General features: G+C 70.4%; 19 protein-coding genes. 2 read left to right on the forward strand and 17 right to left on the reverse strand.

Features of this window, described 5'->3' with window-relative positions; all coding sequences use genetic code 11:
- Positions 1-25: 25 nt before the first annotated feature.
- The 16 genes from R0145_RS17755 to R0145_RS17830 all read right to left on the reverse strand — a co-directional run bounded on the left by R0145_RS17755 (position 26) and on the right by R0145_RS17830 (position 15534).
- On the reverse strand, positions 26-961 hold the full coding sequence (locus tag R0145_RS17755; RefSeq protein ID WP_317838277.1) for a type II secretion system F family protein: 936 nt from the start codon (positions 959-961) through the stop codon (positions 26-28).
- On the reverse strand, positions 958-1851 hold the full coding sequence (locus R0145_RS17760) for a type II secretion system F family protein (RefSeq protein WP_317838278.1): 894 nt from the start codon (positions 1849-1851) through the stop codon (positions 958-960). The genes R0145_RS17755 and R0145_RS17760 overlap by 4 nt, the downstream gene beginning before the upstream one ends.
- Positions 1848-3299: a CpaF family protein gene (locus R0145_RS17765; RefSeq protein WP_411742129.1), complete on the reverse strand. Its 1452-nt coding sequence runs from the start codon at positions 3297-3299 to the stop codon at positions 1848-1850. Before R0145_RS17765 ends, R0145_RS17760 begins: the two co-directional genes overlap by 4 nt.
- A 32-nt stretch (positions 3300-3331) precedes the next feature.
- Positions 3332-4066, reverse strand: coding sequence for a hypothetical protein (locus R0145_RS17770; protein ID WP_317838280.1), 735 nt, complete (start codon positions 4064-4066; stop codon positions 3332-3334).
- 1 nt (position 4067) lies between these two features.
- On the reverse strand, positions 4068-4784 hold the full coding sequence (locus tag R0145_RS17775; protein ID WP_317838281.1) for an SAF domain-containing protein: 717 nt from the start codon (positions 4782-4784) through the stop codon (positions 4068-4070).
- A gap of 390 nt (positions 4785-5174) precedes the next feature.
- A complete protein-coding gene (locus R0145_RS17780; RefSeq protein WP_317838282.1) occupies positions 5175-5957 on the reverse strand; it encodes an aspartate/glutamate racemase family protein in 783 nt (260 codons plus the stop codon).
- Positions 5958-5970: 13 nt separating this feature from the next.
- Positions 5971-6633 (reverse strand): aspartate/glutamate racemase family protein, encoded by a 663-nt coding sequence (locus R0145_RS17785; protein WP_317838283.1) that lies wholly within the window; start codon positions 6631-6633, stop codon positions 5971-5973.
- Positions 6634-6655: 22 nt separating this feature from the next.
- Positions 6656-7645 carry an isopenicillin N synthase family dioxygenase gene (locus R0145_RS17790; RefSeq protein WP_317838284.1) on the reverse strand — a complete coding sequence of 330 codons (990 nt, stop codon included), beginning with the start codon at positions 7643-7645 and terminating at the stop codon, positions 6656-6658.
- Positions 7638-8165 (reverse strand): nuclear transport factor 2 family protein, encoded by a 528-nt coding sequence (locus tag R0145_RS17795; RefSeq protein ID WP_317838285.1) that lies wholly within the window; start codon positions 8163-8165, stop codon positions 7638-7640. The genes R0145_RS17790 and R0145_RS17795 overlap by 8 nt, the downstream gene beginning before the upstream one ends.
- The gene (gene hydA, locus R0145_RS17800) at positions 8162-9556 is read right to left on the reverse strand and encodes a dihydropyrimidinase (protein WP_317838286.1); all 1395 of its coding nucleotides are present in this window, start codon (positions 9554-9556) and stop codon (positions 8162-8164) included. Before hydA ends, R0145_RS17795 begins: the two co-directional genes overlap by 4 nt.
- The gene (locus R0145_RS17805) at positions 9553-10431 is read right to left on the reverse strand and encodes an energy-coupling factor ABC transporter ATP-binding protein (protein ID WP_317838287.1); all 879 of its coding nucleotides are present in this window, start codon (positions 10429-10431) and stop codon (positions 9553-9555) included. Before R0145_RS17805 ends, hydA begins: the two co-directional genes overlap by 4 nt.
- Positions 10428-11309, reverse strand: a complete 882-nt coding sequence (locus tag R0145_RS17810; RefSeq protein WP_317838288.1) for an ABC transporter ATP-binding protein — start codon at positions 11307-11309, stop codon at positions 10428-10430. The genes R0145_RS17805 and R0145_RS17810 overlap by 4 nt, the downstream gene beginning before the upstream one ends.
- Before the next feature lie 28 nt (positions 11310-11337).
- Positions 11338-12285: an energy-coupling factor transporter transmembrane component T gene (locus R0145_RS17815; protein WP_317838289.1), complete on the reverse strand. Its 948-nt coding sequence runs from the start codon at positions 12283-12285 to the stop codon at positions 11338-11340.
- Positions 12286-12343: 58 nt separating this feature from the next.
- Complete coding sequence (locus tag R0145_RS17820; protein ID WP_317838290.1) at positions 12344-12985, reverse strand: MASE1 domain-containing protein; 642 nt, start codon at positions 12983-12985, stop codon at positions 12344-12346.
- An 84-nt stretch (positions 12986-13069) separates the two neighbouring features.
- Positions 13070-14659, reverse strand: coding sequence for an N-acyl-D-amino-acid deacylase family protein (locus R0145_RS17825; protein WP_317838291.1), 1590 nt, complete (start codon positions 14657-14659; stop codon positions 13070-13072).
- A 164-nt stretch (positions 14660-14823) separates the two neighbouring features.
- Positions 14824-15534, reverse strand: coding sequence for a GntR family transcriptional regulator (locus tag R0145_RS17830; RefSeq protein WP_317838292.1), 711 nt, complete (start codon positions 15532-15534; stop codon positions 14824-14826).
- Positions 15535-15716: 182 nt separating this feature from the next.
- On the opposite strand from R0145_RS17830, the gene R0145_RS17835 reads away from it, so the two are divergent.
- Both R0145_RS17835 and R0145_RS17840 read left to right on the forward strand, forming a co-directional pair.
- Positions 15717-16853 carry a diaminopropionate ammonia-lyase gene (locus R0145_RS17835; protein ID WP_317838293.1) on the forward strand — a complete coding sequence of 379 codons (1137 nt, stop codon included), beginning with the start codon at positions 15717-15719 and terminating at the stop codon, positions 16851-16853.
- On the forward strand, positions 16850-18136 hold the full coding sequence (locus R0145_RS17840) for a Zn-dependent hydrolase (RefSeq protein WP_317838294.1): 1287 nt from the start codon (positions 16850-16852) through the stop codon (positions 18134-18136). Before R0145_RS17835 ends, R0145_RS17840 begins: the two co-directional genes overlap by 4 nt.
- Positions 18137-18165: 29 nt before the next feature.
- Here R0145_RS17840 and R0145_RS17845 read toward each other — a convergent pair whose 3' ends face one another.
- Positions 18166-19551 carry a CCA tRNA nucleotidyltransferase gene (locus tag R0145_RS17845; RefSeq protein ID WP_411742130.1) on the reverse strand — a complete coding sequence of 462 codons (1386 nt, stop codon included), beginning with the start codon at positions 19549-19551 and terminating at the stop codon, positions 18166-18168.
- Positions 19552-19625: the final 74 nt, after the last annotated feature.

Consider the following 19625-nt stretch of genomic DNA (forward strand, 5'->3'; position numbering starts at 1 on the left):
CGGTCGGTCACGTCGGGTCGGTCGGTCATGGGGCACCTCCGGCGCCGGTCAGGCGGAGCAACGGAGGTACGAGGAAGACGAGGGCGAAGACCATCGACGGGATGACCATGAAGACGGTCATCTGTTCGGACACCTTCGCCGCCGCGATCTTCCGCGCGCTCAGGTGCGCGTCGCGCAGCTCGCGGACCCGGGCGCGGAGCGCGCCGGTAAGGGAGGCGCCGGACTCCTCCAGCTGCATCACGTCGGCGATGTCGGCGAGCTCGGGCAGGTCCAGGTGGGTGCCGAGCGTCCGCAGCTGGGCGTACGGGGGGCGCTGCTCCAGCCGGGCCCGCTCCAGGGCGGCCCGGATCTGCAGGAACAGCGGTGCGTCAGAGACCGCCGCGGCAGCGGCGAGTGCCTGCGTCGCCGACCGGTTGGCCAGCCGCTCCAGGGTGACCAGGTCGAAGAAGGTGAACAGTGCCTCCGCCAGGTCCTCACGGATCGCCGGAGCCCGCTGCTGCAGCGTCAGGTCGGGCACGAACCAGCCCAGCACGGCGCCCGCCAACGCGACCCCGACCGGCACCATCAGGGTCCAGTCGGCGAAGAAGCCGATACACCCGGCGAGGACGCCAGGGGTCACCGCTCCGATCAGCGCGTACGCCGCTTTCTCGGACATGAACTCGGGCACCGGGACGCCGCGGGCATCGAGAGCACGGCGTTGCGCGGCCGGAAGTGGGGTGAACGGGTGGGCCGCCAGCCACCGGCCGAGCCGGTCCAGGAGCGATCCCCTGGCGGCGCCGGCGGCGGACGCCGGGCCGACCGGATCCTGTTCCGCCGCCGCGGCAGGGGCGGTGTCGAGCAGTGCCAGCCCGTCCTTCAGTGCCGGGATCGGCGGGCGGAGGCCTCGGACCAGAGCGACGCAGCCCACGCCGATGGCGGCCCCCAGCAGGGCGACCAGCAAGGTCCAGGCGGGGGCGGTCACGAGAGGGCTCCGGTCAGGATCCGCTGGCGCGGCCGGGGCCGGGTCAGTCGTCGCATCATCGCCAGCGAACCGAGGTAGGCGGCGACCAGTCCGAGCAACAGGAGCTGGCCCAGACCGGTGGCGTACGGGGCGAAGAAGTCGCGGCCGAAGACCAGGGCGATCCCCAGCATGCCGAGGGTGATCGCGGTGACCTGGCGGACCACGATCCGTGGCTTGGCGCGTTCCGCCTCGATCTCGCGCAGGGCCGCCAGGATCTGCTGGAGCGAGCCGGACAGCGCCTCGAGGGTCGCCGTCGCGCCGGTGCCGCCACGGTGGGCGGCCAGGCCGAGGGCTGCGAGGACGGCGTCCGCCTCCGGGACGGCCAGACCGTCGGCCATCTCCCGCAGCGCGTCCCGGACGGTCCAGCGCTGGTCGAGGCGCCTGACGACCCGATCGAGGTGCGGCGACAGCAGTGCGGGGGCGGTCCGCCGGGAGGTCCGGATGGCGTCACCGATCGACTGGCCGGTCGGCAGGGTGGCGACGAGACTGTGTATCCACCGGTCCAGAGCGCCGAGCCGTTCGATCGTCGGCGCCGGGGGGTCGGCGAGGAGGTAGGGCAGGGCGATCACCGCCAGCGGAACGATCGCCAACCACACCACCCAGCCGGTGAGGGCGTACGCCACGACGCCGCCGAGGCACCCGGCGAGCAGGCGGGCGTCCCGGCGCCGCCCGGCCGCGCCCGGGGGACGCCGGGTCAGGGTCGCCCACCGCTCGGGCAGGCTCCGCGCCGGGGCGACCGTACGCGTGGCGGACCGAACGGGCGGGGGCACCTCCCGCGGAAGGAACCCCGCGACGACCAGCAGGGTGCCCACGGCCAGTAGCCCGCCGCACAGCGCGACCAGGGCGGTCATCGGACACCCGGCCAGGCGGAGCGGTAGCGCTCGAGTTCGGCGCTGAGGGTCGGCTCGGGGTCGAAGACCGGAGGTGTCAGGGCGCTCGGCAGGGCGTTGTAGAGCAGGTGGGTCACCGGCCGTCCGCTCTCCAGGGCACCGGTCACCTGGCGTACCTCGCTGACCAGGCGCTGCCGGGTCCCGCCGCGCCAGGTGTCGTCGATCAGCCGGACGTGGACGAACAGGTCGATGTTGTGCGCGATCTGCCGGTAGGCCTCGTCGACGGTGAGAACTCCGCCCTGCGCCACCCGAGCGGCGAGCCGGTCCATCGTCGAGGCCGCGGAGTGGGAGTGGGTCGTCGACATCGTTCCGGCTCCGGACTGCATCGCCTCGAACATCGCCCCCGCCTCGGCGCCACGCACCTCACCGACGATGATCCGGGACAGGTTCTGCCGGAGCGCCTCGGGCACCAGGTCGGCAACGGTCACCTCGCCGACCCGGCGGCCGCCGACCACCTCCCCCTGACCGATCCGGGCCTGCAGGGCAATCATGTTGCGCCGGTGCGGCAGCAGGTGGGTGAGCAGTTCGTAGTCGGTCTCCAGGGTGCCGAAGCGCTCGTTGGCCGGGATCGCCGCGATCAGGGCCCGCAGCAGGGTGGTCTTGCCCGCGCCCTGGTCACCGGAGATGACGATCGAGCGCCGACCCATCACCGCGGCGTGCAGGTGGCGGGCCAGTTCCTCCGGCAGCATGCCGCCGGCCACCAGGTCGGGCAGCGTGACGTCGGTGAGCAGGTGTTGGCGGATGGTGATCGAGGGCCGGAAGGAGAGCCCGAAGCCGATCGCGTGGAGCCGGAAGCGGTCGCCGAGCGCCAGGGTCATGCTCGGGTGGGCGTCGTCGAACGGGCGGCTGGGGCGGGCCTGCTCGCCGAGGAACCGGATCGCCTCGACGAGCTCCTCATCGGAGTCGGCGACGGGCGGGTGCTCCGCCCGGTGGCCGTCGCCGTACTGGATGACGACGGAGTCGCAGCCGTGCAGTTCGACGTTCTCCGCCGTCGGGATCTCGAACAACGGTTGCAGCCGGCCGTAACCGAAGACGGCGCTGGACACCGCCCGGACGTACGCCTCCTCGTCGTCGAGATCCCACAGCGCGGTGCCCGAGGCCTGGAGCTGCTCGGCGTGGGCGCGGACCACCTGCCGGATCGCGGCGCGTCCCATCAGCTGCCGGTCGGCATCGGGCATCGTCCGACCGTACTGGTCGTAGTGGTGTTGCACCCGGTCGCTGATCTCGGCGGCGGCCTGCCGACGCAGCGTCACCACCACACCCCAGTCGACCGCAGTGGGACCACCCGGCCGTGTGCCGGAGCCACGATCGGGGACGGATCCGGGGGCGCGCGTGCCGGCCCGACGAGGGGCGGCGTACGGTCCGTCGGGCGCTCGGTCGACCACGTCGATGATGGCGCGCCGGCCCATCAGGGGGACCTGGTCCAGCGGGAGGTGGTCGGTCATGCCGGCACCTCCTCGAATGACCGGAACGCGTCCAGCAGCGGTGATCGCTCCCACCGCCGCGGTGGCACCGCCCCGTCGGACAGGACGGCGGCGTGCTCGGGCAGGTGGGGCAGCACCAGGTCGACGGACCAGCCGAACTGCGCCGCCACCTCGTGGCGGTCGTAGGGCATCCCCTCGCCGACCAGAGCGAGCCCGACGCGGGTGGCCCGCAGGGAGTTCTGCAGCAGGTCGTCGATCGCATCGCAGACGGGCCGCGCCGCGGCCAGATGGCGCAGGCTGGTCCGGGTCACCACCAGCACCTGGTCGGCGACGCGGAGCAGCGGTTCGACCGGTCGGACGGAGGTGAGTCGCCCGCCGTCGACGACGACGTCGGTACCGTCGTCGGCGGTCCGCCGCAACAGGTCCGCGAGGGCCGGCCAGCCGGGTTCGAACAGATCGATGGCTGCCAGGTGTCCGAAGCCGGGAAGGAACCGCCGCGTCCCCTGCTCATCCAACGGCAGTCCGGCGGTCCCGAGGTCGAAGGGCGCACCCATCCGCCGGCGGCGGGCGAACTCCTCCAGGCCGGTCCCGGCAGCGACGGTACCCCGCAAGTAGCCAGCCAGCGGAGCCTGCGCGGCGTCCCGGGCGGCGTCGACGAGCAGCGTCGGAGCCGGGAGGTGCAGTGCCAGGCCGATGGCGGTCGTGGTGACCCCAGGGGATCCGGCCGAGCCGAGCAGGAGGCGTACGGCCATCTCAGCTCCCCCTGACCAGAACGATCCGGTCGGCCGCGGCCAGCCGCGCGACCTCCTCGGCGTCGCGGCGGGCGACCGCGACGTCGACCAGCACGGCCACCTGGTCGTAGCTGGTCTCGACGGGGCGGTGGATCTCCGCCCGGAACGCCCGGTTCCCGCCGGCGGTGCCGGTCGGCTCGGGGCCTGCCTCCACCAGCAGCACCGACGAGCCCGGATCGAGCGGGATCCGCGGCACCCGGCCCTCCGCCAGCCGGAGCCCGACGACCGCCGTGCCGGTCGGCAGGTCCTCCCGACCGACGGAGGCGCCGGTCAGCAGGCTGCCTTCGGCGATGTCGGTGCGAGCGGGCTGGCCGACGACGGTGCCGACGGCGTCCGCGGGCAGCGCGTCGAGCCCGTTGAGTCGTCCGACGGTGACCGGGCTGAGGTCCTGGGCCCGGATGATCTCGCCGCGGTAGACCGTCCGGTTGAGTCGCAGGACGGAGGAGGTGTCGGCCACCTGGGTCCACAACACCACGGATCCCAGTGCGCCGATCACCATGGCGAGCAGCCCGGCGAGGATCCAGCGTGGCCGGCGCCGGCGCACCGCCGACAGCGGCCGCCCGACGGGGACGCCACGCGGCCGCGCAGCCACGCCCGTCGACTGCACGGTCCGGGTGGACCCGGCGGACGGGTCGGGCGCGGGCGGGGTGGACGGGGTGGGGGTCCTGAGGGGCAACATCGTCACTCCAGGGCTTCCTCGACGTGGATATTGCCCCTGAGGCTAGGGGTCGGGGTGTCACCATCCGGGTCCCGGAGGTGAACACAAGGTGAACTGGGGGTGCGGCGTCTCGAACTACGGAACACGCCACCATGTTCCCGAGTCGGTGTTGGCCCAGGTGTTGTCCGCAACACCCCTAGTGTTGGCCGGTTTCATCGCACGCCGACCGAGATTGCTGAGGCTTCCCTAACGTGTGGGCATCAACACACCGGCACGATGGTAGCCAAAAGGTGAACCCGGAGTACTCTGGAGTCAATCTCGTAGCGAGAGTAAAGAATCCCCAGGGACCGTCAGGTGTCGTACCGGCGGTCCCTGGTGTATGTTGCGGCTCTAGTCAGCCGAGCACCTGGCTCAATGGCTCGGAATGGTCACCACCGGCGGTTCGAAGCCCGGTACCCCCGGCAGTGCTCGGAACAGGTCATCGCGTGGCCGCGCCGGTGCGGGATACGCACGCTTGCTCTGGCTGGCCCCCAACAGGACCATGTCTGCCGCCAACCGCACCGACCACGGACCCGGGTCGATCACCGGCACCGGCAGCCTCTCCGCCAGGGCGGCGGCAGCCTGGTGCATGGTGGTGCTGGCCAGCACGATCACGTCAGCACCATCCTCGCTGATCGCCGACTCGGCAAGGTCCCCCAGCGCCGCGATCACCTCCGGTTTGTCGGTGAGCAGGCGGCCGACGTCCGGCGCGCCGACGTCCAGGGCCCGGTAGGACGCCACCTTGTGACCGAGTTCGTGCCCTACCAAGGACCGACGACAGTTGTCCGCCCATCGGTCGAACGTACTGATGACGGAGAACTTCCGCCCCAACAGGCAGGCGACGGAGGCCGCCGCGTGACCCGGCCCGACCACGGGGATGTCGAGCCTGGAGCGCAACGCCGCCACCCCCGAATCCGACGCGGTGTCGATGCACACGGCGTCGTAGCCCTCCTGCTCCGATCGCAGCCCTGCCTGCACGATGTACATGTCGATCAGCAGGTTGTCGTACGGGCTGTCAGCCAGCTCACCACTGGCCCGTACCGGCTGATAGTCGACCTCGACGCCTGCCCCCAGCAGTGTCGGGCGCAGCTGCGAGGCCCGCAACCGGACCTCGTCCTCTCCCAAGGGGAAAGGCACGATCACCTTGATCCTCATGAGTCCTCCCGCCTCAGACCTCGGATCCTGCCCGTGTCACGACCTCGGCCCGGGCCGCCAACACCGCTATCGGCACCGCGTCCAGCACCGGCACCCCCAGCTCCGCCGACAGCACGTCCGCAACCGGCCCGAGGGCCGAGCAGCCGAGACAGATGCTGTCCGCCCCGGTGGCGACGAGTCGCCGGGCTGCGGAGACGATCCCGTCCCAGTGGCCTGGCAGGTCCCGGTCCAACTCGGCCACCCCCACGCCGATCGCCTGCACGCCTGCGCAGGTGTCACCCATGGCGTAGCGCTCGACCATGTCGGTCATGATCCCCACCGCGTCGTGCGAGGCCGCGAGGATCCCGAACGAGCCGTGGGCGCGGGTCGCGTGGACCATCGCCGCACGCGCCATCCCGATCACCGGGAGCCCGGTGCGGTCCGCGACCTCGGACACCCCGGGATCACCGAAGCAGGCGATCACCACGGCGTCAGCCGGACCGACAAGATCCGGCAACCGAAGCATGGCGGTCACCGCACGGTCCTCGTCCTCCCGGGTGTCGATCGCGGCGGGAGCGTCGGGGGTCCGTACGACAGCGAGCTCGGTCCCCGGGAGCCGCGCCACAGCGGCTGACCGAAGGATGCTGGACGTCATCTCGACGCTGGAGTTGGGGTTGATCACAAGAATCCGGATCATCGGCATTCCTGTCCGATCAGGCTCAGGCCGCCGCGAGGGATCGGCGGGTCTTTAGCAGGTAGTTGTCCCCCGAGGTGATCGGGGGATACTTCGCACCGGACTCGCCGATGCAGGTCGGGATCGCCTCGATCAGGGCGTCCGGGTCGGGTTGGTGGAAGAACGGGATCGACAGCCGGCGCTCGCCCAGCGACGGAGCCGGCGGGTTCGCAACCCGGTGCAGCGTGGAGACCCACCGGTCGTCGGTCCACCGGGCCATCAGGTCACCGATGTTGACCACGAAAGTGCCCGGAATGTCGGGCACCAGGCGCCACTGTCCCTCCTGGCGCACCTGCAGCCCGCTCGGCCGCTCGTTGCGATAGAGGATGGTCAGGCTGCCGTAGTCGGTGTGCTCGCCGAGTCGCACCGAGCCGGGCACAGCGAGGTCGCTGACCGGCGGGAAGCCGTTCGCGAAAAGCACCGAACAGTGCTTGGCACAGGAGGCGTCGAACCAGTCCTCGGCCAGGCCCAGGCCCAGTGCGAACCCCTTCAGCAGAGTGGTGGCGACCCGCTCCATCTGCCGGTAGTACGCGGTCCACACCGCCCGGAACCGATCCTGGCCCGCCGGCCACAGATTGACGTGATCGAAGACCCCCTCGCCGATGGCCTCGGGGGAGCCGATCGCAAAGTACTCGACGTAGTCCCCAGTCCGTTTGCCGGCCAACGACCGGGCGTGCGGCTCCATCCAGCCGCGGCTGGTCTCCGGTGCGGGCTGGTGGACGGGTTGCTTGAGGTGCTCCGGAAGAGCGAAGAACTCCTCGCACACGTCATGCATGTCGTCGATCAGTCGCTGCGGGACACCGTGGTCGGAGACGACGAGGAAGCCGACGTGGCGATTGGCCTCATCGATCCGGGCACCGAGGGCGCGGCGGACCTCCTGGTCGGGAGAGTCGAGGCCGTCGAGGGCGATCACCGGGATGTCGGCCTGGTCGAGGACTTCGGTGGTGTCGGTCGCAGTGGGCAGGGGGTCACGCATGGCTCGGCTCCTTGGGTGCGGTGACCGGGGTGAACATCTCGACACCCCAGCCCTTGTCGTACGGGGTGGCGAAGAGGGTGTCGACGGCCAGGTGGGAGATGAACCACTGGTCCCCGTCACGGACGAAGGTGTTGTCGTACGCCAGGCCGATCCACACCGGCAGGGTTCCCTCCCGGATGGTCGACGGCTCGAAGCAGAGCCATCGTCCGGTCGCGGACAGGGCGTCATCGGCGACCCGGATCTCCTGGTTGGTCAGGTAGTGGTAGGTGAAGGGCTGGCGCTCCTGGACGCCTCGGAAGTTCGCGGCGATCGCCTCGCGGCCCTGCCAGGTGCCGAATTCGATGTTGCGGCCGACGCCCTCCCAGACCGCGTCGGGGGTGAAGTGCTCGACGATCCGGTCGATGTCCTTGGCCAGGTCGCAGGCGTTGATGTAGGACGACATCAGGTCGGCGACCGCTTGATGCGCCTCGACCCGGTCCAGCCGGGCCAGCAGGGCGGCGAGGGTGGGCTCGGGGGTCATCCGACTGCCTTTCGGAGGAGGAAGCGGCCCCGTCCCGGGCGGTCGCCGGCGGCGGTCGGGCGACCGTCCTCGACGACCAGTTCCCCGCGGGACCAGACCTGGGTGAGACGGCCGTGAGCGGTGACCCCCTCCCACAGCGTGTAGTCGATGTTCTGCGCCTGGCCGGCGGCCGAGATATGCGTGCTGCCGTCGGGGTCGAGGACGGCGATGTCGGCGTCCGCGCCGGGCGCGATGATGCCCTTGCGGGGGAACATGCCGAACCGGCGGGCGGGCTCGGCGGCGGTGACCGACACGTACTTACCGAGGTCGATCCGGCCGCTGTGCACCCCCTCCGAGTAGGTGACGATCATCCGGTGCTCGATCCCCGGGCCGCCGTTGGGGATGTCGCGGAAGTCGTCCCGTCCGTCGGTCTTCTGGGTGGCGAAGCAGTACGGGCAGTGGTCGGAGCTGACGATGCCGAGCACGCCCGACGACAGGCCGCGCCACAGGGCGTGGCGGTGGGACTCCTCGCGCAGCGGCGGGGTGAGGACGACCTTGGCCCCTTCGAAGTCGGGCCGATAGTAGGCCTCCGGGCCGAGCGAGAGGTAGTGGGTGCAGGTCTCACCACCGATCGGCCAGCCGGAGATCCGCGCCTCGCCGATCAGGTCGACCGACTCCTGGGTGGACATGTGCACGAAGTAGAGCGGCGCCTCGGCCATCCGGGAGATCCGGATCGCCCGGGCGACGGCCTCGGCCTCGGTCGACGGGGGCCGGGACAGCAGGTGTCCCTCGGGCCCGCGAACGCCTCGGCTGACCAGATCTGCGGCCAGCACGTCGATCACGTCACCGTTCTCGGCGTGCACGCACACCTGCATCCCGGTGGTGCCGGCACGCGACAACACCCGGTAGAGCTCGCCGTCGTTGATCATCAGCGTGCCCCGGTAGGCCAGGTACGTCTTGAGGCTGGTAATGCCGTCGGCGGCGAGAGTGGACAGCTCCGCGTCGAAGCCGTTGTAGAGCCGGCTGACGCAGGCGTGCAGCCCGTAGTCGATCACCGCCTTCTCGGCCGCCGAGGCGGCATGGCGGGCGACCGACTCGGAGATGGTCAGGCCGGGCAACTGGCTGGCGTAGTCGACGATCGTGGTGGTGCCACCGACCGCGGCGGCGCGGGTGCCGGTGAAGAAGTCGTCGGAGGTCTTCTGGGTGAACGACCCGGACTCCAGGTGGGTGTGCACGTCGACGCCGCCGGGCAGCAGGATCCGTCCGGTGCAGTCCACCACCCGGCAGTCGAGGTCCCCGACGGTCAGGTCGCCGACCGCGACGACGATGCCGTCGCGGACCAGCACATCGGCGGGCCGGGCGCCCGACTCGTCGGCCACCCGGCCACCGGTGAACAGGATGGTGTCACTCATGCGGACAGCTCCCGCCGGGTCAGGCTCGCCCAGGCTGCCACCAGCTCGTCCTCGTCCAGGACGTCACCGGGCACGCCGAGGTCGCCCAGCGACTGGGCGAGCTGGGTGATCACCGGCGGCATCAGGTCGGCCCGGGCGATGTCCTCGGGTCGACTCATCACATCGCGGGTCGGCCCGTCGATGATGATCCGGCCGGCCGTCATGGCGACGACCCGATGGGCGAACTCGGCCACGATGTCCATGTCGTGGGTGATCACGATGATGGTGTGGCCGTGCTGCTCGTTGAGGTCCTTGAGGAAGTGCATGACTTCCATGGACTGGCGGTAGTCCTGACCGGTGGTCGGCTCGTCGACGACGATGATCTTCGGCCGCAAGGACAGGATCGAGGCGATCGCGACCCGCTGGCGCATGCCCTTGGGCTGGAAGAACGGGTGTTCGTCGAAGAGGTGCTCGCCGATTCCGGCGGTCCTGGCGGCTTCCCGCACCCGCCGGTCGACCTCGTCGGCATCGAGGCCTAGGTTGCGAGGGGCGTACGCGATCTCGTCCTGGATCCGGGCGTTGAAGAGCTGGTGGTCCGGGTTCTGGAAGACGTAGCCGATGCTGGCGATCAGCTCGGACGTACGGGTGTCCCGGTCGATCCGGCGGCCGTCCACCGTGACGGTGCCGGAGGTCACCTTGAGAATGCCGTTGAGGCACTTGGAGAGGGTCGTCTTGCCACTGCCGTTGGTACCGATCAGGGCGAGGAACTCGCCCGGGCGTACGGCCAGATCGATCCGGCTGAGCGCCTCCGTCCCGTCCTCGTAGTGGAAGGCGGCGCCCCGGACGTCGATGATCGGGTCCGCGGGGATGTCGGTGGAGTGGGGGGTGGAGGTCATGCCAGGGCTCCTGACGAGGCAAGGGATCGGGCGGCGGAGGACACGTCGCCGAGGGTCACCGGAGTGTCACCCTCGGCCGGCAGACCGCCGGCGCGGCGCACCCGCTCCAGGAAGCCGACGGTGGCGGGTACCCGGATGCTGCGACGATCGGCGGCGTCGAGGCGGCCGAAGAACTCCCGGGTGGGAGCGTCGACACGGATGCTTCCCGCGGAGACCAACAGCAGCCGGTCGCAGACATCGACCAGCCGCTCCAGGCTGTGCTCGACGACGATGACGGTGAGATTGAGCCGTTCCTTCAGCTCGGTGAGCAGGCGGTAGACGCTCGTCTTGGAGCGCGGGTCGAGCATCGAGGTGGGCTCGTCGAGGATGAGGATCCGCGGCCGCATCGCCAGCACGCCGGCGATGGCCACCCGCTGCTTCTGGCCGCCGGACAGCTCGTGCGGTGACTTCTCCAGCAGATCCGCCAGGTCGGTGAGCGCAGCCACCTCGTCGAGGCGGGTGAGGATCTCGCCGACCGGCACTCCGAGGTTCTCCAGACCGAAGGTGATCTCCTCCTCGACACTCATCGAGGTGAACTGGGCGTCGGGATCGGCGAAGACCATCCCGACGGTGGCGGCGGCCTCGGTGGCGGACAGGTCCTTGGCCTCACGGCCGAAGACCTCGACGCTGCCGCGCAGGACCCCGTTGTGGCAGCTGGGGATGATCCCCTTGATGGCCTGGACCAGGGTGGTCTTGCCGGCCTCGTTGGGGCCGACGACGCCGACGAATTCCCCCGCGCGGATGGTGAGGTCGACGCCGCTGAGCGCGAATTCCCTGGCGCCCTGGTACTTCCAGGCGAAGTCGGTGAGCCGGATGGCTGGTGGGTCGGAGGGTGTCATGGTGTTCACCTGGGTTCGCATCGGGGGTTCAGAGCAGGCCGGACAGGGCCGCGTACGTGGCGGACCGGACCAGTCCCAGCCACGGTGTGGTGAAACGCAGGGTCGCCACCCCGACCAGGGCGAGCACCAGGGCGACGACCAGCACCCAGTCCCGAGGGTTCATCACGAATCTCGACCGCAGGTAGTCGGGGCGGCGGGCGCCGCCCACCCGGCCGGCGAGGGAGGTGCCCTTGGCGTGCAGGCCGATGCTGATGTCCTCACTGCGCCGGATGGAAAGGGTGAAGAGCGGGACCAGGTTCATGGCGAAGTGCTTGACCTTGCCGACGAGGCCGAGGTTGCGGGTGTCGAGACCACGGGCGATCTCGGCCTCCTTGATCACTGCGTAGTCCTCGAGGAAGATCCCGACCGAGCGCAGGGTCAGGCCGACGAAGTAGGAGACCACGAAGGGCACGCCCAGGGTGCGCAGGCCGACCAGGATGTCGGACTCGCGGTTGGTGGAGAAGTAGAAGATCGAGGCAAGGACGAGCGCGATGATCCGGCAGTAGGTGGCTAAAGCCCACATCAGGGACTCGAAGTAGCCCGTCACCGGGCCGATGCTGAAGAGCACCGTGCCGCCGCCGGGGCCCGTCTCCCGCGGAAAGAGAGTGTAGGTGAGGCCGAGGATCACGAAGACGGTGAGGAACATCGGCACGAACATCTTCAGCCTGGTCATCCGGACGTTCGCGAAGCGGAAGAGGACCAGGGTCATCGCGACGACGAGCAGGTTGATCTCCGGCGCCTCGATGAAGAGCGGAATCACCGAAGTCACCAGGTAGAGGACCAGCCGGGAGGCCGGGTGCAGTCGGTAGATGGGCGAGCGGGACGGGATGTAGCCGACGATCGTCTTGCGCATCGCCCGGCCGCGGGGACGTGCGACCTCGGGTGGAGCGGGGGTCGTCGCAGCGCGCGCCGTGGCGTCCTGCACCGTGGTGGTCATGGGATCCTCCCGGCTGGTCGTGGTGGATGGTGGTCAGTGGTCGGGGACGGTCCGGGGCTCAGGCCCAGACGCGCTTCACGAAGGTCTTGGAGCGCAACACGATCGGGGAGATGTACTTGAGCATCACCACGCCGAGCACCCAGGAGGCGATGGAGTTGCCCAGGAACCAGCCGATGAAGGTCACCGGGAAGGCATCCGCGGAGATCAACCCGAAGAGGAGCAGCACGCCGCTGCCCCAGGCCGCACCGATGGCGTTGGAGAGGATGATGCCGAAGACGGTGAAGACCGCCCAGTCCTTGCCGGTGCGCAGGCGCGGGTCGGCCTTGAGCAGCCGGAAGGCGATGCCGCCGACGATCGCCTGGGCGAGGTTGCCCGGGATGTAGGCGAGCGAGACCGGCAGGGGTGCTGCACCGGAGATGGCGTTGGAGATCAGCGGGAAGACGGCACCGGCGATGCCGCCCCAGCCGCCGTACCAGATGCCGCCGACGCTCTGGATGGCCTGGCCCGGCCAGAACGCGGTGATGTAGCCGAGCGGGATGGCCAGGCTGCCGAAGGTTCCGACGACGACACCGATCCCGGTGAACAACGCCGTCATGACGAAGTGAGGCAGACCTGGCGTACGGATCTCGCCGGGCTCGACGTCCCACACCGAGGTGCTGGTCGCGGTGGTCGGGTCGATGGTCTCGTTGGTGGTGCTCATGGTGGTGGTCCTTCCGGAGTGCCGCGACGGGGCGGGACTGGACGGGATCCGCCGGACGGTCGCCCGACGGGGATCAGGGATTCGTCAGCGGGCGCCGACGGGGGCGGTACGGACAACGGAGCCGGTGCGGGTGCCGGTGCTGCGTCCGCTGCGACGAGCGATCTGCCCGCCCACGATCACGCACTCCACGCCATCGGGGAGGGCGATCGGGTTCTGGTAGGTGGATCGGTCCCGGAACGTGGTCGGGTCGAGCAGCACCAGGTCGGCGCGCAGCCCGGGGACGATCGCGCCGCGATCCGCCAGCCCGAGGATGCGGGCCGGCTCGGTGGTCATCCTGCGGACGGCGTCGACAACGTCGACGATGCCCTCCTCGATCGCGAAGCGACCGAGGAACCGGCCCGCTGTCCCGTAGAGGCGCGGGTGCGGGTGCGGATTGAACACGCCGTCGGTGCCCACCAGGGAGCCGGACTCGCGATAGATGTCGCGGACGACCTGCTCGCTCGAGTAGTGGTCGATCATCCCGGCGTCGAGGTTCGTGTCCGCCAGGACCCGCAGCACGGTCAGGGCCGGGTCCTCGCCATTCGCCTCGGCGACCTCGGCAACCGTACGACCGACCGTGTGTCCCCATGGCGTGGCGGCCTGGGTGATGACGATGTTCTCCGGGCCACAGGAGGCGAAGAGGTTCTCCCAGCCGGGCAGGCCGTGCCACATGTCGTGGGCCAGCCGACGCCACTCGGTGCGGCTGGCCAGCCGATCGAGCACCGCCGCCGGTCCGCCCGCCAACGCGTGAGGGGGCAGCAAGGCGGACAGGACGGTGCTTCCGGCCCCGTACGGGTACTGGTCGACACTGAGCCGGATCCGACCCGAAGCCGCCTCGAGCAGGTCCATCAGGTCGTGGAAACGATGGGCATTGCCGATCAGCTTGAGGTGGGAGACGTGGAGCGGCGCCCCGGTGCGCTCCGCCACCTGGACGAACTCACGGATCGAGTCGACGATCCCGTCGGCCTCATTGCGCACGTGCGGAACCAGCGGGACGTCGTAGCGAGCGGCGACCGCGGCGACCGCGGTCAGCTCCGCGGTGTCGGCGAACAGCCCTGGGGCGTAGATCATGCCGAACGACACGGCCCGCGCACCGGCCTCGCAGCCCGCGGCGACCAGGGCCTGCATGTCCCGGATCTCCCGGGCGGCGGGGCGGCGGTCGACACCGCCCATGACGACCTCCCGGACGGCGCTGTGCGGGACGCAGGCGGCCATGCTCGTGGCCGGACGGGCATCCTGCAGCGACTGCAGGTAGTCGGCCAGGCTGTGCCAGTCCCACGGGGCGTTGCGGCTCGGCTCGAGCGCCGCCAGGTAGCGGCGGCGACCGTCACGGACCTCATCGGACACCGGGGCGGGGCCGAGGCCGTCCAGACAGACGAGCTCGGTGGTGAAGCCCTGACCGATCTTGGCGGTCATCTCGGGCTCGTCGAAGGCATGCAGCGCACTGTGCGCGTGCATGTCCACGAAACCGGGGACGAGCAGCAGCCCTCGGCCGTCGATCTCCTCACCCACGCTGTCCATCAGGAGCTCGGGCGCGACCGCAGTGATGATCCCGTCGCTGACCGCGACGTCGGCACGGCGCACCTCGGTCGGGGTCACGACCTCGGCCCCCCTGACGACTGTCTGGGCTTCCACGGATCCTCCCTGTGGCGACGACTTGTAGGACAACTGGCAGTTGTCTACCACGAGAAGATTCTCGGCCACCAGCCCTGGAAGGGCAGATCAGCGGATTGTGGAGTGATCGGAACAGGCCCGGAACCCGACCGTTACACAGCGGGCGACGGCGCCGACCGAACGGATCATTCGTCCCGTCGACGCCGCAGATGGAATTCGAAGTACGCGGGGTCGAACCAGGACTCGCTACGGTTCACCAGCCGACCGTCGGCGCTGCAGGTGTGTTCGCTGAGCTGCAGCAGCGGGGCCCCCAGGTCCACGTCGAGGATCGCCGCCAGGGAGGCCTCCGCGACGGTCGGGGTGATGGTGCACTCGGAGTAGGCGGCCGCTCCGGGAGTGTCCAGCAGGAGGTCCAGCACCGACCCCCGGAAACGCTCGCGAAGCACGTCCAGCGGGAGGACCGAGGCCGGCACGTGGTCGACGACGAAGGCGCAACGATGTCCGTCCAGGACCTTCGTGCGGGACACACGGAGGATGGGTTTTCCCTTGTCATTGACGAAATCGTGGACCACCTGATCACCCGGAGGGGCCACCCCGAGCTCGATGTCGGCCGTGCCCATCTGATGACCCGCCTGCCGCGCGAAGGTGTCGAAGGAGACCAGCCGGTCCAGCCCGGAGCGGACCATGTCAGGGCGGGGCAACACGTGCGATCCGGAGCCGCGGGCGATCCGGATGTACCCCTGGTCACGCAGACTCTGCAGCGCGGCCCGGACCGTCACCCGGGAGGCTCCGAAGATGTCCCCCAGCTCGGCCTCGGAGGGGAGACGGTCCCCGGGGGCCACCTTCCCGGACAGGATGAAATCCGCGAGGATCGCGTCCTTGATCTCGGTCTGCAATTGCCGCCGGGTCCGAATCCCGTCAGCCCGCGGAGTGCTCTCCCCCCGATTCATGCGGTCCCCTTCCCGGATCGTCACAAAGCAATGTGAATCTACCATTACAGGTTCTACCTGATTCTTGACTGTTGTCATACAAGTTTCTAGAGTGGTGGCCATCCCGCCACGCTCCAGGAAGAGAGCCGATGCCCACCAGCACCGAGACCAGGATCGTCCGCAACCCCCTCGTCGACCGCGCGGCAGTGCCCGCTGCCGACGACCGCAGCGCCGCTTTCCACCGGCAGCTGCCGGGATGGGCACCGACCCCGCTGCAGGCCGCACCGACAGCGGCGCTGGCCCTCGGCGTCGCCTCGGTGCAGGTGAAGGACGAGTCGAGCCGGCTGGCGATGCCCTCCTTCAAGATTCTCGGTGCCTCCTGGGCCAGCTACCGGGCACTGCTCGCCCACCTCGGCGACGACGCTCCGACCGGGGAGGTCACCCTCGCGGAACTCAGGTCCGCGCTGGGGCCGCGCCCGGTCACACTGGTCGCCGCGACCGACGGCAACCACGGTCGGGCCGTCGCCCGGATGGCTTCCCTGCTGGGTCTGGCTGCGATCATCCTGGTCCCCCGGGACATGGTCACGGCCCGACGCGAAGCGATCCGGGCGGAGGGCGCGGACCTGCGGGTCGTGGACGGCGGCTACGACGACGCCATCGACGCCAGCGCAGCCCTGGCCGACGCCGAGCACGTGGTCATCTCCGACACCTCGTGGGAGGGCTACACCGAGGTCCCGCGGTGGGTGATCGACGGCTACGGCACTCTCACCGGCGAGATCCTCACCGACCTGGAATTGATCACGCCGACGGTTGTCGCGGCCCAGATCGGCGTCGGGGCCTTCGCGGCAGCCATCGCGCGGGGTTTCGCGGGTGGCCCTGCCCGGCTGCTCGTCGGGGTCGAACCGACCCTCGCGGACTGCGTCACGGTGAGCATCGCCCAGGGCCACCCCGTGACGATCCCGGGCCCGCAGAATTCATCCATGGCCGGGCTGAATTGCGGTACGCCGTCGGTCACCGCCTGGGCCGACGTGTCGCGGGGCTTTGATACCTTCGTCACCGTCGACGACAGCGACACCGAGGACGCCATGCGTCTGCTCGCCGCTGACGGCATCGCCTCCGGCGAGAGCGGCGCCGCCGGTCTCGCCGGACTCCTGCGGCACCGCGAGGGTCTGGGCCTCGGTCCGGACGACCACGTCCTCGTCGTGTCGACCGAGGGCCCCACCGATCCCGTCAACTACGAGCGGGTCTGCGGCTTCGCACCCGTCTCCCACCTGGAGGAAGCATGACCACCACGACCGATCCCTCGTCGACCATCGGCGAGCTGACCATCGACGGCGACCGCCTCTGGGACAGCCTTGCCGCGTTGGGTGGCATCGGGGCGTACGACGACGTCGCCACCGGCCTGGTCGGCGTCCGCCGCCTCGCCCTGACCGACGCCGACCGGGACGGCCGGGACCTCGTGGTGGGCTGGTTCCGTGACGCCGGCCTGGAGGTCCGCCAGGACGCCATCGGCAACGTCTTCGCCCGCAGGGCGGGCAGCGAGCCTGATCTCGCGCCGGTGATGATCGGCTCGCACCTCGACTCGGTGGCGACGGCAGGCCGCTTCGACGGCTGCCTCGGCGTGCTCGGGGGCCTGGAAGTGGTCCGGACTCTGGATGACGCCGGCATCAGCACCCGCCGCCCGATCGAGGTGTGCTTCTTCACCGAGGAGGAGGGGGCGCGCTTCGGCACGGACATGCTGGGCAGCGCGGTGGCCGCCGGCCGGATCGACCTGACCGACGCGTACGCCCTGACCGACCGTGACGGTGCAAGCATCGGCGAGGAGTTGGTCCGACTCGGCCAGGTCGGTGCCGGGCCGGTCCCGATGCCGCGCCCGCCGCACGCCTACCTGGAGTGCCACATCGAGCAGGGCCCGATCCTCGCCGACCACGATCGGCAGGTCGGGGTCGTGCTCGGGGTCCAGGCGATCAACTGGTGGGAGATCACCATCAGCGGCCGCGCCGCCCACGCCGGCACCACGCCGCGTGGACTGCGTCGCAACGCCTCCCTGGCCGCTGCGTTGATCACCGTGCACGCCGACGAGATGGCAGCCTCCGGCGACTACGGCCGGCTGCTGACCACGGTGGGCCGCTTCGAGGTGCGCCCCAATCTGGTCAACATCGTCCCTGCCCTCGCCCTGCTGACCGTCGACCTGCGCAATCCGGATGCCGATGCCCTCGATCGGGCCCGTACCGACCTGCGCGCCTGTGTCGACAGCATCGCGGAACGCACCGGCACCACGATCACCGTGCGGGAGACGGCACACACCGCCCCGGTGGATTTCTCCCCCACCATGATCGACCTGGTCGAAGCCACTGCCGATCGCCTCGGGCTGTCCCACGCGCGGATCACCTCGGGCGCCGGCCACGATGCCGGCGAGATCGCGGCCATCGCACCGGCCGGGATGATCTTCGTCCCCGGACTGTACGAGGGGATCAGCCACAACCCGCGGGAGTACTCCACGCCGGAGGCGTGCACCGACGGCATCAACGTCCTGCTGCACTGCGTGCTGGCCTGCGCGGAGCAGTGATCCGACTCCGTTGTGTCCGGAGGAGGTCGCTACAGGTTCTCCGCGGCCCACTCCCGCAGCCGGCGTGCGGCCTCCTCCTCGCCCAACGGACCGTTGTCGATCCGCAGCTCCAGCAGGTACCTGTACGCCCGGCCGACCACCGGCCCCGCCGGTACCCCCAGGATCGCCATGATCTGGTCGCCGTTCAGGTCCGGGCGCATCGCGTCCAGCTCCTCCTGCTGCTCCAGCTCCGCGATCCGCGCCTCGAGGTGGTCGTACGCCGCCCGCAGCGCCGCCGCCCGCTTGCGGTTCCGCGTCGTGCAGTCTGCCCGGGTGAGGATGTGCAGCCGCTCCAGCTGGTCCCCCGCGTCGCGGACGTAGCGGCGGACCGCCGAATCGGTCCAGTCCCCCTCGCCGTAGCCGTGGAACCGCAGGTGCAGCTCGATCAGCGTGGCGATCTGCTTGATCTCGTCACTGCTGAAGTGCAGCGCCTTCAGCCGCTTCCGGGCCAGCTTCGCCCCCACCACGTCGTGGTGGTGGAAGGACACCTTGCCGCCCTCCTCGAACCGCCGGGTCGCCGGCTTGCCGATGTCGTGCAGCAGCGCGGCGACCCGCAGCACCAGGTCCGGCGCGTGCCCGCGGGCCTGCTCCAGCGCGATCGCCTGGTCCAGCACGGTCAGCGAGTGCTCGTAGACGTCCTTGTGCCGGTGGTGCTCGTCGACCTCCAGCTGCAGCGCCGGCAGCTCCGGCAGCACCCGGGCGGCCAGCCCGGTCGCCACGAACACGTTGAGCCCGTTGCGCGGGCGTGGGGTGAGCAGCAGCTTGGACAGCTCGTCGCGCACCCGCTCGGCCGAGATGATGTCCAGCCGGTCGGCCATCGCCCACATCGCCGCGATCACCTCCGGCGCCGGCACGAAACCGAGTTGCGAGGTGAACCGGGCTGCCCGCATCATCCGCAGCGGGTCGTCGGAGAACGACTGCTCGGGGGTCCCCGGGGTCCGGAGCACCTCGCCGGCCAGGTCGGCCAACCCGCCGAACGGGTCGACGAACCTCCGGGTCCGGACGTCGACCGCCATCGCGTTGACGGTGAAGTCCCGCCGGACCAGGTCGCCCTCCAGGGTGTCCCCGAAGGCGACCGCCGGCTTGCGGGAGTCGGCCCGGTAGGTGTCGGCCCGGTAGGTGGTGATCTCCACCACCCAGCCGCCCTCGACGTTGCCGCCGATGGTGCCGAACGCCTTGCCGACGTCCCACACCTCGCGGGACACCTTCTTCAACAACCGCTCGATCTCGTCGGGGCGGGCCGAGGTGGTGAAGTCCAGGTCGTGACCCAGCCGCCCCATCAGCGCGTCCCGGACCGATCCGCCCACCAGGTACAGCTCGTGGCCCGCCGCCGCGAAGACCTCACCGAGCCGGTCGATCACGGGGGCGATCCGCATCAGCTCGGTCACCGCGTTGTCCTGGGCTCGGGTCAGGGAGGGCACGCTGCCCGAGTCTACCCGGGCCCGCCCGT

The sequence above is a fragment of the Raineyella sp. W15-4 genome, assembly GCF_033170155.1.
GTDB lineage: Bacteria > Actinomycetota > Actinomycetes > Propionibacteriales > Propionibacteriaceae > Raineyella.